General features: G+C 65.8%; 11 protein-coding genes and 2 tRNA genes. 6 read left to right on the forward strand and 7 right to left on the reverse strand.

The genetic code is table 11. The annotated features are described in order from the left end of the window. Positions 1 to 426: 426 nt before the first annotated feature. Entirely contained in the window at positions 427 to 3,195 is a 2,769-nt protein-coding gene (locus VSX79_RS16590; protein WP_326913896.1) for a putative bifunctional diguanylate cyclase/phosphodiesterase, read from the forward strand. 142 nt (positions 3,196 to 3,337) lie between these two features. Here the strand turns inward: VSX79_RS16590 and VSX79_RS16595 are convergent, their stop codons facing one another. Continuing rightward, entirely contained in the window at positions 3,338 to 4,465 is a 1,128-nt protein-coding gene (locus VSX79_RS16595) for a GGDEF domain-containing protein (RefSeq protein WP_326913897.1), read from the reverse strand. A 698-nt stretch (positions 4,466 to 5,163) separates the two neighbouring features. Between VSX79_RS16595 and VSX79_RS16600 the strand changes: the two genes are divergently transcribed. Continuing rightward, a complete protein-coding gene (locus VSX79_RS16600) occupies positions 5,164 to 5,520 on the forward strand; it encodes a superoxide dismutase family protein (protein ID WP_326915264.1) in 357 nt (118 codons plus the stop codon). A gap of 280 nt (positions 5,521 to 5,800) precedes the next feature. Here VSX79_RS16600 and VSX79_RS16605 read toward each other — a convergent pair. The 6 genes from VSX79_RS16605 to VSX79_RS16630 all read right to left on the reverse strand — a co-directional run bounded on the left by VSX79_RS16605 (position 5,801) and on the right by VSX79_RS16630 (position 11,897). Continuing rightward, a tRNA-Glu gene (locus VSX79_RS16605) sits at positions 5,801 to 5,875 on the reverse strand. Positions 5,876 to 5,926: 51 nt separating this feature from the next. Next, a tRNA-Glu gene (locus tag VSX79_RS16610) sits at positions 5,927 to 6,002 on the reverse strand. Between the two features lie 103 nt (positions 6,003 to 6,105). Next, positions 6,106 to 7,872: a single-stranded-DNA-specific exonuclease RecJ gene (gene recJ / locus VSX79_RS16615; protein ID WP_326913898.1), complete on the reverse strand. Its 1,767-nt coding sequence runs from the start codon at positions 7,870 to 7,872 to the stop codon at positions 6,106 to 6,108. After that, positions 7,869 to 9,383 (reverse strand): PH domain-containing protein, encoded by a 1,515-nt coding sequence (locus VSX79_RS16620; protein WP_326913899.1) that lies wholly within the window; start codon positions 9,381 to 9,383, stop codon positions 7,869 to 7,871. Before VSX79_RS16620 ends, recJ begins: the two co-directional genes overlap by 4 nt. Further along, on the reverse strand, positions 9,380 to 9,910 hold the full coding sequence (locus VSX79_RS16625) for a PH domain-containing protein (protein ID WP_257018242.1): 531 nt from the start codon (positions 9,908 to 9,910) through the stop codon (positions 9,380 to 9,382). Before VSX79_RS16625 ends, VSX79_RS16620 begins: the two co-directional genes overlap by 4 nt. A gap of 25 nt (positions 9,911 to 9,935) precedes the next feature. Beyond that, positions 9,936 to 11,897, reverse strand: coding sequence for an alkyl/aryl-sulfatase (locus VSX79_RS16630; RefSeq protein ID WP_326913900.1), 1,962 nt, complete (start codon positions 11,895 to 11,897; stop codon positions 9,936 to 9,938). Between the two features lie 66 nt (positions 11,898 to 11,963). Between VSX79_RS16630 and VSX79_RS16635 the strand changes: the two genes are divergently transcribed. The 4 genes from VSX79_RS16635 to pdeM all read left to right on the forward strand — a co-directional run bounded on the left by VSX79_RS16635 (position 11,964) and on the right by pdeM (position 16,829). After that, positions 11,964 to 12,449 (forward strand): flavodoxin family protein, encoded by a 486-nt coding sequence (locus VSX79_RS16635; protein WP_179497495.1) that lies wholly within the window; start codon positions 11,964 to 11,966, stop codon positions 12,447 to 12,449. Between the two features lie 69 nt (positions 12,450 to 12,518). Then, positions 12,519 to 14,936, forward strand: coding sequence for a ligase-associated DNA damage response DEXH box helicase (locus VSX79_RS16640; RefSeq protein ID WP_326913901.1), 2,418 nt, complete (start codon positions 12,519 to 12,521; stop codon positions 14,934 to 14,936). A gap of 77 nt (positions 14,937 to 15,013) precedes the next feature. Further along, positions 15,014 to 16,051 (forward strand): aspartyl protease family protein, encoded by a 1,038-nt coding sequence (locus tag VSX79_RS16645; protein ID WP_179497499.1) that lies wholly within the window; start codon positions 15,014 to 15,016, stop codon positions 16,049 to 16,051. A gap of 55 nt (positions 16,052 to 16,106) precedes the next feature. Next, entirely contained in the window at positions 16,107 to 16,829 is a 723-nt protein-coding gene (pdeM, locus tag VSX79_RS16650; RefSeq protein ID WP_179497501.1) for a ligase-associated DNA damage response endonuclease PdeM, read from the forward strand. Positions 16,830 to 16,939 lie beyond the last annotated feature (110 nt).

The following is a 16,939-nucleotide window of genomic DNA, read 5'->3' on the forward strand; positions in this document are numbered from 1 at the left end:
AAATCTAAAAACAATAAATTTTTCGGTAAATTTCCATTTTTTAATGTTAATATAATATCAATTCTCTAATAAAATTACATATCAGTAACAATAGACTTGATTTGTATAATTCCTATTTTTGCGATGGGCGAGTCTATTACCTACCAGTAGCGGGCCAAGCCGATTGTGCCGGGCCTTCGCGCAAACCCGGCCACATCGGGGCGGATCGATCGAGGGCTATGCTTTCCCCAGCCGTATCGACCACTCTGCTCTCAAACGCCGCCGGACTAGCCCGAAGATTGAAGAGCTTGTCTTCTCCTTTCATGTTCACGAGCCTCCGGAGAAGGCAGCAAGCAATTTCCAAGCTGGCGCAACGAGCGGCTAAACGCTTCGTTAAATGGGGGAGCGATATCCTCTCTGACCACTATTTACGGGATTGCAGTAAAAATGGCCCTCGGCGCGAGCGGTAATTTATACGTTCAATCGGAAGCTGTCCTCCGCGAGCAATATGCGAGCTTGGCGCGGCAGGTCCCCCTCATGTACGCACTCATGTTCCTCAACGTCCTGTTCCTCGCGCTCGTAACCGCCGACGGGGGATCCTGGGCAGTCAGCTTCGTGGCGCCGCTGGCTTTGACGGGGATCATCGCGGTTCGCGCGGCCGCGTGGTATGCGCGAAGGGGTGCCGTCACCACCGACGATCACATTCGCCGATATCTGCGCGGTACGGTTTTTCGCGCCGGCGCTTTCAGTCTCCTGTTCGGCGGCTGGGGCCTCTATCTTTTCCTGACGGCCGATCCGTTCCACACGACCGCGATTGCGCTGTTCATATTCGTAGGCTCGATCAGTTGTTGTTACTGTCTCCAGGCCCTTCCCGCCGCCGCCCGGCTCGTCCTCCTGTTCGGAGCGACACCGGTGACGATCGGCCTCCTCCTTTCGGGTAATTGGTACTTCACGGGCATGGGCCTGACGTTCCTGCTGGGGGCCGGCGTCATTCTACGGACGATCGCGACGACGCGGTCGGCTGTATTCGAGTCGCTTCGGGCGCGTTCGGAAATGTCCGTGCTGATCGAAGCCCTTCGGCGCAGCGAAGAACATTATCGGTTTTCCGTCGAGCTCAATCCCCAGATTCCATGGATCAGCGATCCCGAAGGCCAGATCGTCGAAGTGGGACCTCGCTGGACCGAGCTTACCGGCACGCCGGCCGAGGATGCGCTCGGCGCGGGTTGGACCAATTCGCTCCATCCCGACGACCTGCCCGGCGTTCTCGCGCACTGGGAAGAGGCGCTGACGTCGGTCGATAATGCTTTTGCCGACGTGCGGTACAGAGTTCGCAATTCGGACGGCAGCTACAGATGGTGCCGGGCCCGAGCCAATCCGCGTCGCGACTCCGACGATCGGATCGTCAGTTGGTACGGAACGCTCGAAGATATTCACGATCAGGTGACCGCGGAGCTGGCTCTGCGCGAGAGCGAGGAGCGTTACCGCCTGGCCTCCCATGCCACGAACGACGTGATCTGGGACTGGTCGCATCGTACCGACCGGATCGAATGGGGCAATGGCGCGGTAGAGGTGCTGGGCTATCCGGAAGTATCAACCGGCACGGCAGTCGCCTGGTGGAAGGAGCGGATTCATCCCGACGACCTGCCGATGGTGGAAAAGACATTCGACGGGATTCTGCGGAAGCTCCACGACAGCTGGAATCATGAATATCGGTTCCGTGCCGCGCAGGGCAATTTCATCAACCTCTACTCGCGAGGATATGTCGTGCGCGACGATGAAGGTCAGGCGGTGCGCTCGATCGGCGCCCTTCTCGACGTCACTGCCGCGCGCCGGGCGGAAGGGGAACTGCGCTGGGCCGCGAACCACGACCCGCTGACCGGTCTGCCCAACCGCAAGCTCTTCGCCGAAGTGCTGGAACAGGCGCTGACGGCCGCGTCCGCCAACGCGTCGTGCGTCTGCGTCATCGTGATCGACGTCGATGGCTTCAAACTCCTCAACGACAGCATGGGGCATGCGGCAGGCGATGAGCTTCTCAGAACCATAGCGCGACGCCTGCAGGGAAACCTTCCTGCCGAAGCGACGGTGGCCCGGCTTGGCGGCGATGAATTCGCGGTAATCGTGCCGGGGCTGGCTCCTGGTTCCGCGCTCGCTTCGGCTGTCGATGCAATCCTAAAGGGCGTGGCCGATACGCTCACCATCGACGAGAGCGTCTTGCCCGTCAGCATTAGCGCGGGCGCCGCCGTGTGGCCTGCCGACGGCGATAACGCCGAAGGAATACTGAAGAGCGCAGACCTCGCGCTTTACGCGGCGAAGGCAGAGGGTGCGGGGGTCGTTCGCGAATTTCGTTCCGAAATGCGCGAGTCCGCGGAGAGCCGTAAGTCGATGCTGCGCGAGGCGCGCGAGGCGCTGCGCGACGATCGTATCATCCCCTTCTATCAGGCAAAGATCGACCTTCGTAGCGGCGACGTTATCGGTTTCGAAGCCTTGCTGCGCTGGCATCATCATCGGCGCGGTCTTCAGCCGCCCGACAGCATCCAGGCCGCATTCGACGACAGCCTGCTCGCGAGCGACCTGACGGACCGGATGATCGACCGCGTGCTCGCCGATGTTGTGCAGTTTAGCGAGAAGGGCGTTGCCTTTGGCCGCATCGCGATCAACGGCTCGCTTGCGGATTTCCGGCGCGACGACTTCGCGGATCGTATCCTCCGAAAGTTTCAGCGGGCTGGCATTCCGCCCACGCTGCTCGAGCTGGAAGTTACCGAAAGCGTGTTCGTCGATCATCTGGCGCTCAATGTTGAGCGCGCCCTGCGGGCACTGGTGGCCGAGGGCGTCTCGATTGCGCTCGACGACTTCGGGACGGGCTATGCTTCCCTGACGCACCTGCAGCAGTTTCCGGTCGACGTGCTCAAGATCGACCGATCGTTCATCTCGCGTCTCGACAGCGCCGACAGCGCGGACTTCGCAATCGTGCATGGCGTGATCGACATCGCGCATCGCATGAACATCGTCACCGTTGCCGAGGGCGTAGAAAATGATAATCAGCTGGTCCAGCTGCGCAGTCTCGGTTGCGATATCGCGCAAGGCTATCTCTTCAGCCGCGCGATCAGCGCCGAACGCGTACCGGCCTGGCTACGAAAATGGTCACAGAATCTTCCGGGCTGGTCGAAGTCGGTGACCGACCGGGTCGCTGCCGACCCGCCCATCCGCTCGGCATGACCGAAGGAAGGACCCGCCCGCGCCTCGTGCAGCGGCTGCTCTAAAGCATCGGCTTTTTCCTGCTTTTGAACAAAAGCACCCCTGGCTGCTTACGGCCACTGCCGATCGCATCAAACGCGTTTCTCGCGCTGAAACCCCGGCCTCAGGCCGCCATGTCGGCAGCCACCGCGTCCGCGTCCAGACAGAATAGAGCGCGGGCCTTGCCGCCTGCTTTGGCCCGGTAGAGCGCGGCATCGGCGCAGGCGAGCAGGCGTTCGAGCTCGAGGCCGAGCTTGGGCGCCGTGGCAATGCCGACGCTGACCGATATCGACATCGAAATGCCGTCGACGACATAGGGCTTGCTGATGTCGCGGATTATCCGGCGTGCCAGCAATTCGGCTTCCGTCTCTTCGGCTATGCCGGCCTGCAACACGATGAACTCGTCGCCTCCGAGGCGCGCTACGACGTCGTCGGCCCGAACCATGTCTTCGAGACGCCGCGCCACCTGTTCAAGCAGCGCATCGCCGGCGGGATGACCATATCGATCATTGATCGCCTTGAACCCGTCGAGGTCGAGATAGTGAAGGGCCACGAGGCTTTTGGCGCGCACTGCGTTCGCGGCGCGGTCCTGGAATAGTTCGCGCAGCAGCAACCGGTTCGAGAGCCCGGTGAGCGCGTCGGTTCGGGCGAGCTTGGCCATATCGTGGCGGGCCGTGTGATGTTCGACTGCGGAGCGATAGAGGTGGGCGACGGTCTGGAGGCTAAGCCCTGTGATCGCGGCGACGATGAATGCCTCGATCACATACATTTCCCGATGGAGCGACATCGCGTGGATCTCGGCGGCGTGCATCGCAAGCGCCAGCACCGTAGGCACGGTCGCCGTGAGGAGCGCGGCAACACAGATCCCGGGCCTGATCGACGTCCGCGCGACGATCCCCGCGCCGAATCCGAAGACAAGACTGACGGTGATGAGATGGAGCAGGGGGTTATGGGCCGATATCGCGGCGACATTGAGAAGTGCGAGAAGCACCGCCGAGGTAAGATTTCCGACCGCGTAGCGCCGTTCCCATTTTCGCAGCTCGCTGAATGCGAGGACAGGCTCGGCCCGGCGATAGGCGCGGATCGTCAAAAGGCGCGCCAGGGTCGTGACGGCACCAAGGCCGGCGAGGCCGAACAGAAAGACGCTGCCGAACTCGTGACCGGCGAGGATGCATATGCCGACAAATACTGCCCCCAGTCCGAATATCGGCAATCGCATGCTGAAGAGCATGTCGACGAAGTCGCGGTACACCGGAAGCGGCAGCGTCGCGGGATCCGGGAAAATGCGCAGGCGAAAGATGTGCGCGATCGGTGCGGGGGAGTCCGACCTTCTCATGCGACAAATCATAATCCCTTAATCTTAACGCCCTGTAACCCGCGTCGCATATGCGGAATTAATGAACGGCGACTCACGAAGTTCCACCGTGCGGGGCGGCGTGGCAGGGCGACGAACTCGAACCGATCCCATCCATCGCGAAGCGAGCTACGGTGTCGACGAAGGCCTGGACCATTGTCCTTTCCGCAATCCCGAGGTCGATTGCGGTTGCAATCCATCGGACGGGCGGACCGCCAAATGACCGCTTCTCATGATTTGCTTCTATATCGGACTGTCGCGAACCGGCCAGTCCCTGCGGCGAGAGCGGGCCAGGTCGCCCCCGTCACCCACTTAGGGAACATTGGCGGCATTCAATGGTTGGCTTTGCATGATCACCGACAAGGGAACTCAAGATGAAGAAGCTATGTTGGACCGCGACCGCCATTCCTTTCCTCTTGGCTGGCTGCAATGCGCCGGACGCATCGACGCCGCCAGCCGATGAGAATGCGCCAGCCGCCGAAGCGGTAACCAATGCAGGGGAGACGCCGGCAGCAGAGAGGGCCGCAGCGGATCTCAAGACAGCGGACGGCGCGGCGGCAGGCAAGGCCACAGCGGCCACCATCAATGGCCGCGTCATGTTGACTTTGCAGGTCCAAGGGCTTCCGCCCGGCCAGCATGGCGCGCATGTTCACATGACAGGCAAATGTGATGCGCCCAAATTCGAGAGCGCCGGCGGCCATTGGAATCCCGCCGACGCCCAGCACGGGCTCGACGCGCCCGCCGGACAACATGCCGGCGACATGCCCAATCTCGTTGTCGATGACAATGGCCGCGGGACCCTCGAATATGAACTAAAGGGTGCCACCTTCGCGGGTTTGATGGACGACGACGGATCGGCGATGGTTGTTCATTCGTCCGCGGACGATCAAAAGACCGACCCTTCGGGCAATAGCGGCGACCGCATTGCTTGCGGAATATTCAAGGCAGGCTAGGCGCCGAGTGGTGGGCCGACATGGCTCGGCGAGATAGGGCTATTTCGTTAGCGGTTCTCTCACTCTAGAACAGGAAGAGAGCCAAGAGCATTGCACAACCCGATGCACCTAACCCGCCGACAAACAACGGCGGGGGGACGGCGCGTGCAGAGAATGATTTCTCCGCCGCGCGAATCGTCCGCGGAATGCAGCCGACCTGTTTCATCCATCTCTTGAGAGACGAAGTTTCGGTCCCCTGGGATATGTGATAGCCGGCCGGTGCACCTCTGAGAGAGGATTTTGGTGACCCCTACGGGAATCGAACCCGTGTTTCAGCCGTGAGAGGGCCGCGTCCTGACCGCTAGACGAAGGGGCCTTGAGGGTCGGATGTTCCGGGAAAGTGCGGGCCGACCGCCCGCTGAACCGATGGTGACCCCTACGGGACTCGAACCCGTGTTTTCGCCGTGAAAGGGCGACGTCCTAGACCGCTAGACGAAGGGGCCGTCTGATCGGTGAGCGGGCGCCTTAGACGGGCGCTAGAGCGCGGTCAAGCGTGGGGCGCCCGCCCCGCGCAAAAATATTGCGCCGCACCCTGCGACCCGGTCGCTAGTCGGCCCACGCTGCATCCTCGAGATGGAGTTCCGCGACGGGGCGGCTGCCCCAATCATCGCGTTTTGCGCGGCCCGCGAGCCACAATTTGCGCCCGCGCGCGTGGAGCAGCGCCTGCCCCAGTTCGGTTTCGGCGCTGCGGAATGCGACCGCCTTGAAGCGCGCGCCATCGTCGCCCGCGACGATGAGGCGGACATGGTCGGTACCGACGATGCCCGATTCGACGATTCGCACCGGCCCCGTCGCGACGCGCGGCGCGGGCCAGCCCGCGCCATAGGGCCCCGCGCTTTCGATCGCGTCGCACCACAGCGGATTGATGCCGCGCGGCGCGAGCACCGCGTCGATCAGCAGCGACTTGTCGCCGCTCGCCCGCTCGACATCGGCGGCGAGGCGGTCGTTGAGGAAGGCACCGAGCGCATCGACCTTGCCGGCGGCGACCGTGAGGCCCGCCGCCATCGCATGGCCCCCGCCCGCGACGAGCAGGCCGCTTTCCTTCGCGGCGAGGATCGCGGCGCCGAGATCGACCCCGCTGATCGAGCGCCCCGATCCCTTGCCGGTGCCATCCTCGTCCACCGCGATAACGATGGCCGGGCGATGCAGCCGTTCCTTGAGACGTCCGGCGACGATACCAATCACGCCAGGGTGCCAACCCTGTCCGGCGACGATCGCGACCGGCGCATTGCCGCACGCCGCGCTCGCCTCGATCGCCTGTTCGAGAACCGCGGCCTCGATCGCGCGCCGCTCCTCGTTCAGCCGGTTGAGTTCGAGCGCGATTTCGGCGGCTTCCTGCGGGTCCGACGTGGTGAGCAGCCGCACGCCGAGGTCGGACTTTCCGACGCGCCCGCCGGCGTTGATCCGCGGACCCAATGCGAAACCCATGTCGCTCGCGCTCGGCGGCTTGGTCAGCCGCGCGGCGTCCATCAGCGCGGCGAGGCCGACATTGCCGCGCCGCGCCATCACCTTCAGACCTTGCGTCACCAGCGCGCGGTTGAAGCCGGTCAGCCGCGCGACGTCGGCGACGGTGCCGAGCGCGACGAGGTCGAGCAGCTCGATCAGCGCGGGCTCGTCGCGGTTCGCGAAAAAGCCGCGCATCCGCAAGGTGCGGAGCAGCGCGGCGCCGAGCAGGAAGGCGACCCCCACCGCGGCGAGATTGCCATGGATCGCCGCATCGGCGTCCTCGTCGAGCCGGTTGGGATTTACGAGCGCGAGCGCCGCGGGCAGCGTCGTCGCGCATTGGTGATGATCGACGACGATCACCTCGACCCCCGCCGCCTTGGCCTCGGCGATCGCGTCGAATGCCTGCGCGCCGCAGTCGACCGTGACAACGAGCTTCGACCCCGCCTCGCCGATCTTGACGAGAGCCGCGCCCGAAGGGCCGTAGCCTTCCATCAGACGGTCGGGGATATAGGCGCCGACGGGCAGGCCGAGCCCGCGCAGCAGCCGCACGAGCAGCGCCGCCGAGGTTGCGCCGTCGACATCGTAATCGCCGAAGATCGTCACCGCTTCCTGCCGCTCGACCGCATCGGCGAGCCGCGCGGCGGCGGCGTCCATGTCGCGGAACAGCGACGGGTCGGGCATGAAGCCGCGCAGGGTCGGCGCGCGCTGGCGGTCGAGGTCGTCGCGCGTTACCCCGCGCGCGAGCAGCAATTGCGTAACGAGGTCGTCGGGGGCGAGGTTTTCGGCGGCCATGTCGGCGCTTGCGCGCCGCCAATGCCATGGTTGGCCGATGATCGAACGCGTGATGCCGAGGGCTGCGTCGCTCATCGGCGTGCCTTCGCTGCGAGGATACGGTGCCGCAATTCGCGCGCGGTCGCCGCCGGGATCGCCGGGATTTCGTGCGTGGCAAGCGAGCTGCCGCCCGGCACGCCGAAAACGAGCGTCGCAAGGCCAAGCGGGCGGAGGATGAAGTCGCTCTTGAGATCGACGCTCTGCACCGATGCGTGCGGCAGCAGCGTCGTCTTGGGCTTCCACATGCCGCGGCGGATCACGACTTGCTCGCCGAGTTCGGTCCAGCGGTGGAAGCGCGCGCCCAGCAGCGACCCGGTTCCGATCAGGAACCCCGCGACCGGACCGAGCCAGCCAAGCGGCTGTCCGAACGACACCGCGACAAGGCCGCCCGCTGCGGCGCACACCGCGCCGACCAGCCCGCCGAGGGCGACGACTCGGTGGCTATGCTGCCATGTCGCGTCCATGCCCGGCCGCGCGATCAGTATCTCGTCCAGCACCGGGTCGATCTCGTCCAGCTTGCCGAAAGGGACGACCTGATGGTCGCGTTCTTTCTCGCCGTCGCTCGCGAGGCTCTGCAGCCGCAATTCGTGCCAGCCGAAGCGGCGGCGGAACCAGCCGGTGATGAGAATCGCCGCCTGCACGCGCTTGACCGGCACCGCCACGTCGGTTCGCGTCGTGAGGCCGCGGGTGCGGCGCAGCGCGCGCGGCTCGCGCGTCAGACGGAAATCCCAGTTGGCGAAAAACATGGTCGCGATCCCGCTCGCGAAACCGATGAGGAGCAGCGACAGGACGCCGCCGGCCGCGGCGACCCAGCGATGCGCGAGCAGCCATTGGTCGAGGCCATAATCCTCCGCAATGTCGATCCAGTCCATCGGGTTGAAGATGTTGAAATCGAACGGAAACAAACCGTCGAAAAACTGCATCGCGGCGCCGACCACGGCCAGCGCGGCGAGCGAGAAGTTGAACAGTCCCGCGGTCAGCAGCCGGCTCGGCCCCATGGCGAAGAGCAACCGGTCCTCCTGCGCAGGCGCGGCGGCGGGCGCGCCGGCCGCCGCCTCCGCCATCATCTCGCCGCTGCGATGCGCGCGGATCGTCGTGCGCAGCACCTGTGCGGCATCGAGCGCGATCGCATTGAGGCTCGCGTCATTCTCCTTGCCTCCCGCGCCGGTTTCGAAACCGACCTTGGCGATGCCCAGCGCGCGCGAGACCAGCCCCTGTTCGATGCTGACGTCCTGGATCCGGTCGAAGGGAATGGTGCGGTGCTGGCGCGCAAGGACGCCGCTTTCGATCACCACTTCGTCGTCGCCGACGAGGAAGCGAAAGCGCAGCCATTGGAACCACGCGGCGAGTAGCGAGATCAGGAGGAAAGCGCCGACCGCCGGGACGATCCATATCCAGTTGCCCGTAAAGCCGAGCGCGGCGACCGCAGGCAGAACGTTGAGCGATTTCGGGCCGAGCGCCGCGACCGCGAGCGCCAGCGTCGCAGGGTGCAGCCGCTGCCAGCGGGCCTCGCCCTCCGGCGCGGCGATGGCGGCGGCGTCGTTCACGCGAAGTCGGTCTGGATATGGCGGCGGATCGTCTCGCGCATTGCCGCGGCGAGGTCGCTGGGCAATCCCGGCAGCGTGACCGTGCTGTTGTGCGTACCCGAGGTGTGGACGATCAGGTGTGACAGGCCGAACCAGCGTTCGATCGGGCCCTGTCCGACGTCGATATGCTGGACGCGCACGAAGGGCACGATCGTGTCGGTGCGGAACAGCCAGCCGCGCGCGACGCGCAGCTGCCCTTCGCCGATCTTGTAACCCCAGCGCGACACACGCCTCGACGGGAAACTGACGATCGTGACGGCCGCAATCAGCCAGGCCAGCGCGGTGATCAACCCGTAGGGCCCCTCGATATGACGGATCAGCAGCGCGTCGAAGACGCTCGCGCCGATTGCGAGGGGGATCAGGTTGAGCGCGGTCGCGATGCGCAGCACCTTTGCATAGGCCGGATCGACCGCGTGCAATCCCTCGACGGCGTTGATCGCCTCGGCGTCAAGGGGATCGGTCGGATGCGCAGCGGGCGTGTCGGTCATGTTACTCCGTTAGCGTCTTATATGACTATGGCACAACCACATTGAAGCGCGGATCGGCCGGCGGATGGAGCGCGAACCACGACAGGAAAGCTTGTCTGTCGCCGTCGATACGAATCGCGCCCGACTGGATCAGCGCGGGAAATTGCGCGCGCCCCATCATCGCCTCGTCGAGGATATTGCGGTCGATCGTGATCGTCGCGGTCGGGGCCGGGTCGGTGACGCCGTAACGCGGGAATTCGACCCCGCCGCCGACGACGACCGATACCGTCTCCTGGCTGTCGGGCAGGACGAACTGGAAAATGCCCTTGACCGCGCTCCCCTTCGCAGCGTCGAAGCGCGTCGCGAGCGCGTCGAAGAAGACGCCGGTGGGGATGGCGCTCACAAAGCTGCGGCTCTGGCCATTGCCGGTCGCTGCCTCGACCGCGTTGCCGCGCAGGCTGGCCGCCCCGGCGAGATAGTAATTCCGCCACGCCCCCGATTCGGCCTGATAGCCGAGCTGGTCATAGGCAGAGGCGAGCGCCGCGCGCGCGTCCCTGTTATCGGGCTCGGCAAAAACCAGCTTGTTCAAAAGCTCGGCCGCCCAGCGATAATCGCCCGCCTTCAGCGCCTCGCGCCCCGCTGCGAGCAGCTTGTCGGCTCCGCCCGCGAGCGCGACATATTTGGGCGCCGATTGCTCGGGCGGCAACGGGTTGAAGTTCGCCGGATTGCCGTCCCACCAGCCGAAATAGCGCTGATAGGTCGCCTTCATGTCGTGGTTGAGTGTGCCATAATAGCCGCGCGTCGAAAAATCGGCCGCCTGCACCGGCGCCTCGGCGGTCTGGTCGGCGAGTTCGTGCAAGGTCGCGCCGCGGTTCGCGAGGAAGAGCGTGCGGTCGTGGACATAGCGATAGGCGTCGCGCTGGTTGGCGAGGAGCGACGACACTTCGCCCGCGCCCCATGTGGGCCAATGATGCGACGCCATCGCGACCTCGGCCTTGCCGCCCCATTTGAGCAACATCGCGTCGATCACCTTCGACCAGCGCAGCGCGTCGCGCACCTGCGCCCCACGCAAGGTCAGGATATTGTGCAGATTGTGGGTGACGACCTCGGTCGTGTGCAGCGCCTTGTATGCAGGGATGTAAAAAACAAACTCCGACGGTGCCTCGGTGCCGCCCGCGTCGAGGAAGTCGAAGACCAGCCCGTCGATCGTCAGCGTGCCTCCCTTTTCGCCCACGCTTTCGGTCGGTTCCATATAGCCGATCGTCCCCGACGACAGCTTCGGGCCCAGCCCCGTGTCGACCTGGCCCGTCGGGCCGGGTGCGAGGATCGCGCCGAACATATAGAGCGCGCGCCGCCCCATCGCGCCGCCCGCGAGGACATTCTCCGACGTCGCTTCCTCCGAAAAACCGTGCGGCGCGATGATACGGATATTCTCCGCCTCGACGCGTTCGGGCGTCACGATCCCCCCGACGCCGCCGAAATGGTCGCTGTGGCTATGCGAAAAAATCACCGCCTTGATCGGCCGCTTGCCCGATTTGGCTTCGACCGTATCGGCGAACAGCTTCCATCCGGCTGCCGCCGCTTCTTCGGACAAGAGCGGATCGACGACGATCCAGCCGGTCCTGCCGCGGATGATCGTCATGACCGAGAGATCATAGCCGCGGATTTGCCAGATTTTGCCCGGCACCACCTCAAACAGCCCGTGGACCCTGTTGAGCCGCGCCTGCCGCCAGAGCGACGGATTGACCGTATCGGGAGCCTCCTTGACGTCGAGGAAGGCATAGGGCCGCCGATCCCACACGACCTTGCCGTCGGCCGCCTGGATCAGTCCGCCGGGAATCTCGGCAATCTTGCCGCGCGTCGCATTGGCCTCGTCGCGCGGGTCATCAAGCGGCAGGCGCTTCGCCAGTTCGACCTGCGCGGTCCGCGTAGCGTCGCTCGCGGCGTCCTGGGCGGTTACGGTAAAGGGCAGGCAGCCAGCAAGCAGCAGGGCGGTCAGTCGGCGCATCTTCTCTCTCCCCCAATGTTTCGGGGCAGCTTGCGCCGCACCCTTCTGCTTGGCAAGCATCCCCGCATGACCGATGCACCGTTCCTGCTGATCGTCTGGCACAGCCGCACCGGCGGCAGCGAGGCGCTCGCCCGCGCCGCTGCCGAAGGCGCCGCGACGGCACGGCTGGTCGCGGCGAGCGACGTCACCCCGGGCGATCTGCTTGCGGCGGGCGGCTATCTCTTCATCGGTCCCGAAAATCTCGCCGCGCTGTCGGGCGCGATGAAGGAGATGTTCGACCGCTGCTATTACCCCTGCCTCGGCAAGCTCGAGGGCCGCCCCTATGCGACGATCATCTGCGCCGGGTCCGACGGCGAGAATGCCCAGCGCCAGCTCGACCGCGTCGCCACCGGCTGGCGGCTCAAGCGCGTCGCCGAGCCGGTGATCGTCAATACGGCGGCGCAGACCCCCGAAGCCATCCTCGCGCCGAAAACCATCGCGCCGGACCGCTTGGCCGAAGCGCGCGACATCGGCGCCGCGCTCGCGGAAGGGCTTGCCGCCGGCATCTTCTGAAAATCCCGTCCGGCGCGGTAGGGGTCTGAAGCTCTTGCTCCCGTCCGCGCGCCGCGCCACATCTCTGTCATGCCGCTCCCCGCTCCCTTCGCCGATTGGTTCGCCGCGCGCGGGTGGCGGCTGCGGCGGCATCAGGCCGATATGCTCGGCGCGGGCGAAAGGGGCGAGCATGCCCTGCTGGTCGCGGCGACGGGGGCGGGCAAGACCTTGTCGGGGTTTCTGCCGAGCCTCGTCGACCTCGCGCAGCACCCGTCGGACCGGCTCCACACGCTCTATGTGTCGCCGCTGAAAGCCCTCGCCGCCGACGTCGAGCGCAACCTCCTCGGCCCGATCGCCGAAATGGAACTCGGCATCAGCGTCGAAAGCCGCAGCGGCGATACATCGTCGGACAGGAAGGCGCGCCAGCGCAGCCGGCCGCCGAACATCCTGCTGACGACGCCCGAATCGCTGTCGCTGCTGCTGTCCTATCCCGACAGCTTCACCATGTTCGCGCATTTGAAGACGGTGGTGATCGACGAGATCCACGCCTTTGCGCCGGGCAAGCGCGGCGATTTGCTGAGCCTCGCGATGGCGCGGCTCCAGACGATCGCGCCGGGGCTGCGCCGCGTCGGCCTGTCGGCGACGATCGCCGATCCGGTGCAATATGCCGGCTGGCTCGCGCCCGATGCCGATGCCGGCACGGTAACGCTCGTCGAGGGCGAGGCGGGCGCCGAGCCCGACATCGAGATATTGCTCCCCGAAGGCGCGGTGCCGTGGGCGGGGCATTCGGGGCGGTGGGCGGTGCATCAGGTGATGGAGGTCATCGCCAAGAACCGCACGACGATCATCTTCTGCAACACGCGCGGGCTTGCCGAGTTGATCTTTCAGGAATTGTGGAAGGTCAACGACCTGTCGCTGCCGATCGCGATCCATCACGGCAGCCTCGACCGCGAGGCGCGCCAACGGGCCGAAGCGGCGATGGCCGAAGGGCGGCTGCGCGCGCTCGTCGCGACCGCGAGCCTCGACCTGGGGCTCGACTGGGGCGACGTCGACTGCGTGATCCAGATGGGGGCTCCCAAGGGAAGCTCACGGCTGCTGCAGCGTATCGGGCGCGCCAACCACCGGCTCGACGAACCGAGCCGGGCGCTGATCGTGCCCGGAAACCGCTTCGAATATCTGGAAGCGCAGGCCGCATTGGACGCCGTGGGCGCGGGCGAGCGCGACGCCGACCGCTTCCGGCCCGGCGCGCTCGACGTGCTCGCGCAACATGTGATGGCGCTCGCCTGCGCGGCGCCGTTCGACGAGGGCGAGCTGCTCGCCGAGATCCGCACCGCGGCGTCCTACCGCTGGATCGACGCCCCGACCTTCGCGCGGCTTCTGGGTTTCGTGCGCGATGGTGGCTACGCACTCAAAAGCTACGACCGTTTCCGCCGCCTCGCCCCTGACGGGCCGGGACGCTGGCGCATCGCACACCCCCGGTTGGCTGCCCAGCACCGGCTCAACGCCGGGATCATCGTCGAAGCGCCGATGGCCGACGTGCGCTTCAGGAACGGCCGGCGGCTCGGCAAGGTCGAGGAATATTTCGCGAGCACGCTGACCCCCGGCGACACCTTCGCCTTCGCCGGCCTCAGCCTAGAGGTCGAGGCGATCCGCGACACCGATCTGATCGTGCGCGCGACGACGCGTCCCGCACGCATCCCGAGCTATATGGGCGCACGGCTCGCGATATCGACTCGGCTGGCCGACCGGGTGCGGACCTTCCTCGCCGATCCCGCAAGCTGGCAGCGGTTTCCCGAAGATGTGCGCTTCTGGCTCGAGATGCAGGCGCTGCGCTCGGCGCTGCCGCGACCGGGCGAGCTGCTCGTCGAGACCTTCCCGCACGAAGGCCATCACTATCTCGTCTGCTATCCGTTCGAGGGATGGAACGCGCACCAGTCGCTCGGCATGCTGATCACCAAGAGGATGGAACGCGCCGGGCTGCAGCCGCTCGGTTTCGTCGCTTCCGACTATGCGATCGCGATCTGGTCGCTGCGTCCCGTCACGCACCCTCAAAATCTGTTCGACTCCGAGATATTGTCAGAAGAATTCGTCGAATGGGTCGAGCGATCGCACCTGTTGAAACGCGCGTTCCGCGAGGTCGCGGTGATCGGCGGGCTGATCGAGCGCCAGCATCCGGGCAAACGCAAGACGGGCAAGCAGGTGACCTTTTCGACCGACCTGATCTTTGACGTCCTCCGCAAATATGAGCCCGACCACCTGCTCCTCGAAGCCGCCTGGGCCGACGCGCGCGAGCGGCTGACCGATGTCACGCGGCTCGGCGACCTGCTCGACCGCGCCGCGGGGACGATGCTGCATCAAAAGCTCGACCGGATCAGCCCGCTCGCCATCCCCGTGCTGGTGCTGATCGGGCGCGAGAATGTCGCGGCGTCCGACCTCGACGACATGCTGCTCGGCGAACTGGCTGACGCATTGGCGGAACAGGCGATGCACGTTGACCCGCATCAATAGGACGTCCGGCGGCGCATCGCTTGCCGCAACGGCCGCACAGGCGTAGACTGGCGCAAGATATAATGAGGATGCCAGCGATGACCCATGCAACCAGGTGGTCCGTCCCATTGACGCTGCTGCTCGCCGCTCCCGCGCTGACCGCCGCGACGCCCGCGCCGAACGATCCCGCACCCGCGCCTGCCGCGACGCCGGTGCCGCCGGGCGAGCTGATCGCCCCGCCGGTCACGGTCGTTCCCTTCGTCCAGCCTTTCGACCTCGACGCGACACGGCGCATGTCGGTGAAGGTCATGGTCGGCGGCGAAGGCCCTTTTTCCTTCCTCGTCGATACCGGCGCCGAGCGCACGGTGATCGCGCGCGAGCTTGCCGAACGGCTGGCCCTGGTCGAAGGCGGCAAGCTCAAGCTCGCGACGATCGGCGGATCGGCGGTGGTGCCAAGCTTCCGCGTCGCCGCGCTGCGGATGTCCGACCTGCACCTCGCACCGGTCGATGCCCCCGCCTTTTTCGGCCGGCACATCGGCGCCGCGGGGCTGATCGGCGTCGACATGCTCGAGGAGCGACGGGTGCTGATCGATTTCCGCAAGGAGACGATGGAGATATTGGAAACGCGCAAGCGCGCGCGCCCGATCATCCGCGACGATGATGCGATCGTCGTCACCGCGCGCAATTCGGCGGGGCGGCTGATCCTGTCCGACGCGCGGCTCGACGGCAAGCGCATCGATGTCATCGTCGATACCGGCGCCCAGACCAGCGTCGGCAATCTCGCGCTGCAGAAACTCGTCGCCGCGAAGCGCGCGAACCGCCTGCCCTTCCTGCCGACCACGCTCGGTGCGGTGACCGGCGAGGCGGTCCCGGCGGTGCGCACCGCGATCCGGCGCATCGTGATCAACGGCATGGACGTCAATGATCTGCCGGTGAGCTTTGCCGACAGCCAGGCGTTCCGCGCGCTGGGTCTTGTCGAGCGACCGGCGCTGCTGCTGGGCATGGACAGCCTGTCGCTGTTCGACCGCGTCGAAATCGATTTTCCGAACAAGCGTGTCGTTTTCGACCTGCCCGAAGGCGCCAGCCGCGACATGGGGCGGCGCTTTGCCGCCAATGGCCTCCGCGTCGGCGGTTAGCGCCGGGACATGATGGGCGCTTGCGGCGGAGCGGCGGCGCCTCCATAGCAGCGCCATGTCTGCCGCGCCGACCTTTGCCTTTGCGGACCAGCAGTTCGAGATGCTGGCCGACCGGGCGCTGTTCTGGCCGCGTCACGGCGCGCTGATCGTCGCCGACCTGCATCTGGAAAAGGCGAGCTGGTATGCGGCATTAGGGCAACCGCTGCCCCCTTACGACAGCCATGACACGCTCGACCGGCTCGCCGCGCTCGTCGCCCAGACCGGCGCGCGCGCGATCTGGTGCCTTGGCGACAGCTTCCACGACCGCCGTGCCGCCGAACGTATCGTCCCCGCGGTGGCCGATCGATTGGCGCGGCAGGCGGCATCGGCACGGCTGCTGTGGATCGCCGGCAATCACGACGGGCTCTCCGGCGGCGCGTGGGGCGGCGAGGTCGCCGACGAACTCGCCGTCGACGGCATCGTCTTTCGCCACCAGAGCCTGACGAACGAGACGCGGCCCGAAATCTCGGGGCATTTCCACCCCAAATTGCGACTCAACGTGCGCGGTCGCCCGATTTCCCGTCCCTGCTTCGCGGGCGACGCGCGGCGGCTGATTCTGCCGGCTTTCGGCAGCCTGACCGGCGGATTGGCCGCCGATGACCCGGTCATCGCCGAAAATTTCGACGGTCCCTATCAGGCGATGCTCGTCGCAGGCGGACGACGGCTCGGCTTCCCCTGCCCCGGCCCGGCGCGCGATGACGCTACGGCAAGCCGCCTCCTTCGGCAGGCGCGGACCTAAGTCCCGCCGAACAGGCGCTTTTTCCGCCTGTGGCCGAAAAGCATCACCTCTTCAAAAACGACGCAAATACGCCCCTCCGGCTGGATCGGGGGCGCAATTGAGTTATGCTC

This window comes from Sphingopyxis chilensis, from assembly GCF_035930445.1.
In the GTDB taxonomy this organism is placed as follows: domain Bacteria; phylum Pseudomonadota; class Alphaproteobacteria; order Sphingomonadales; family Sphingomonadaceae; genus Sphingopyxis; species Sphingopyxis chilensis.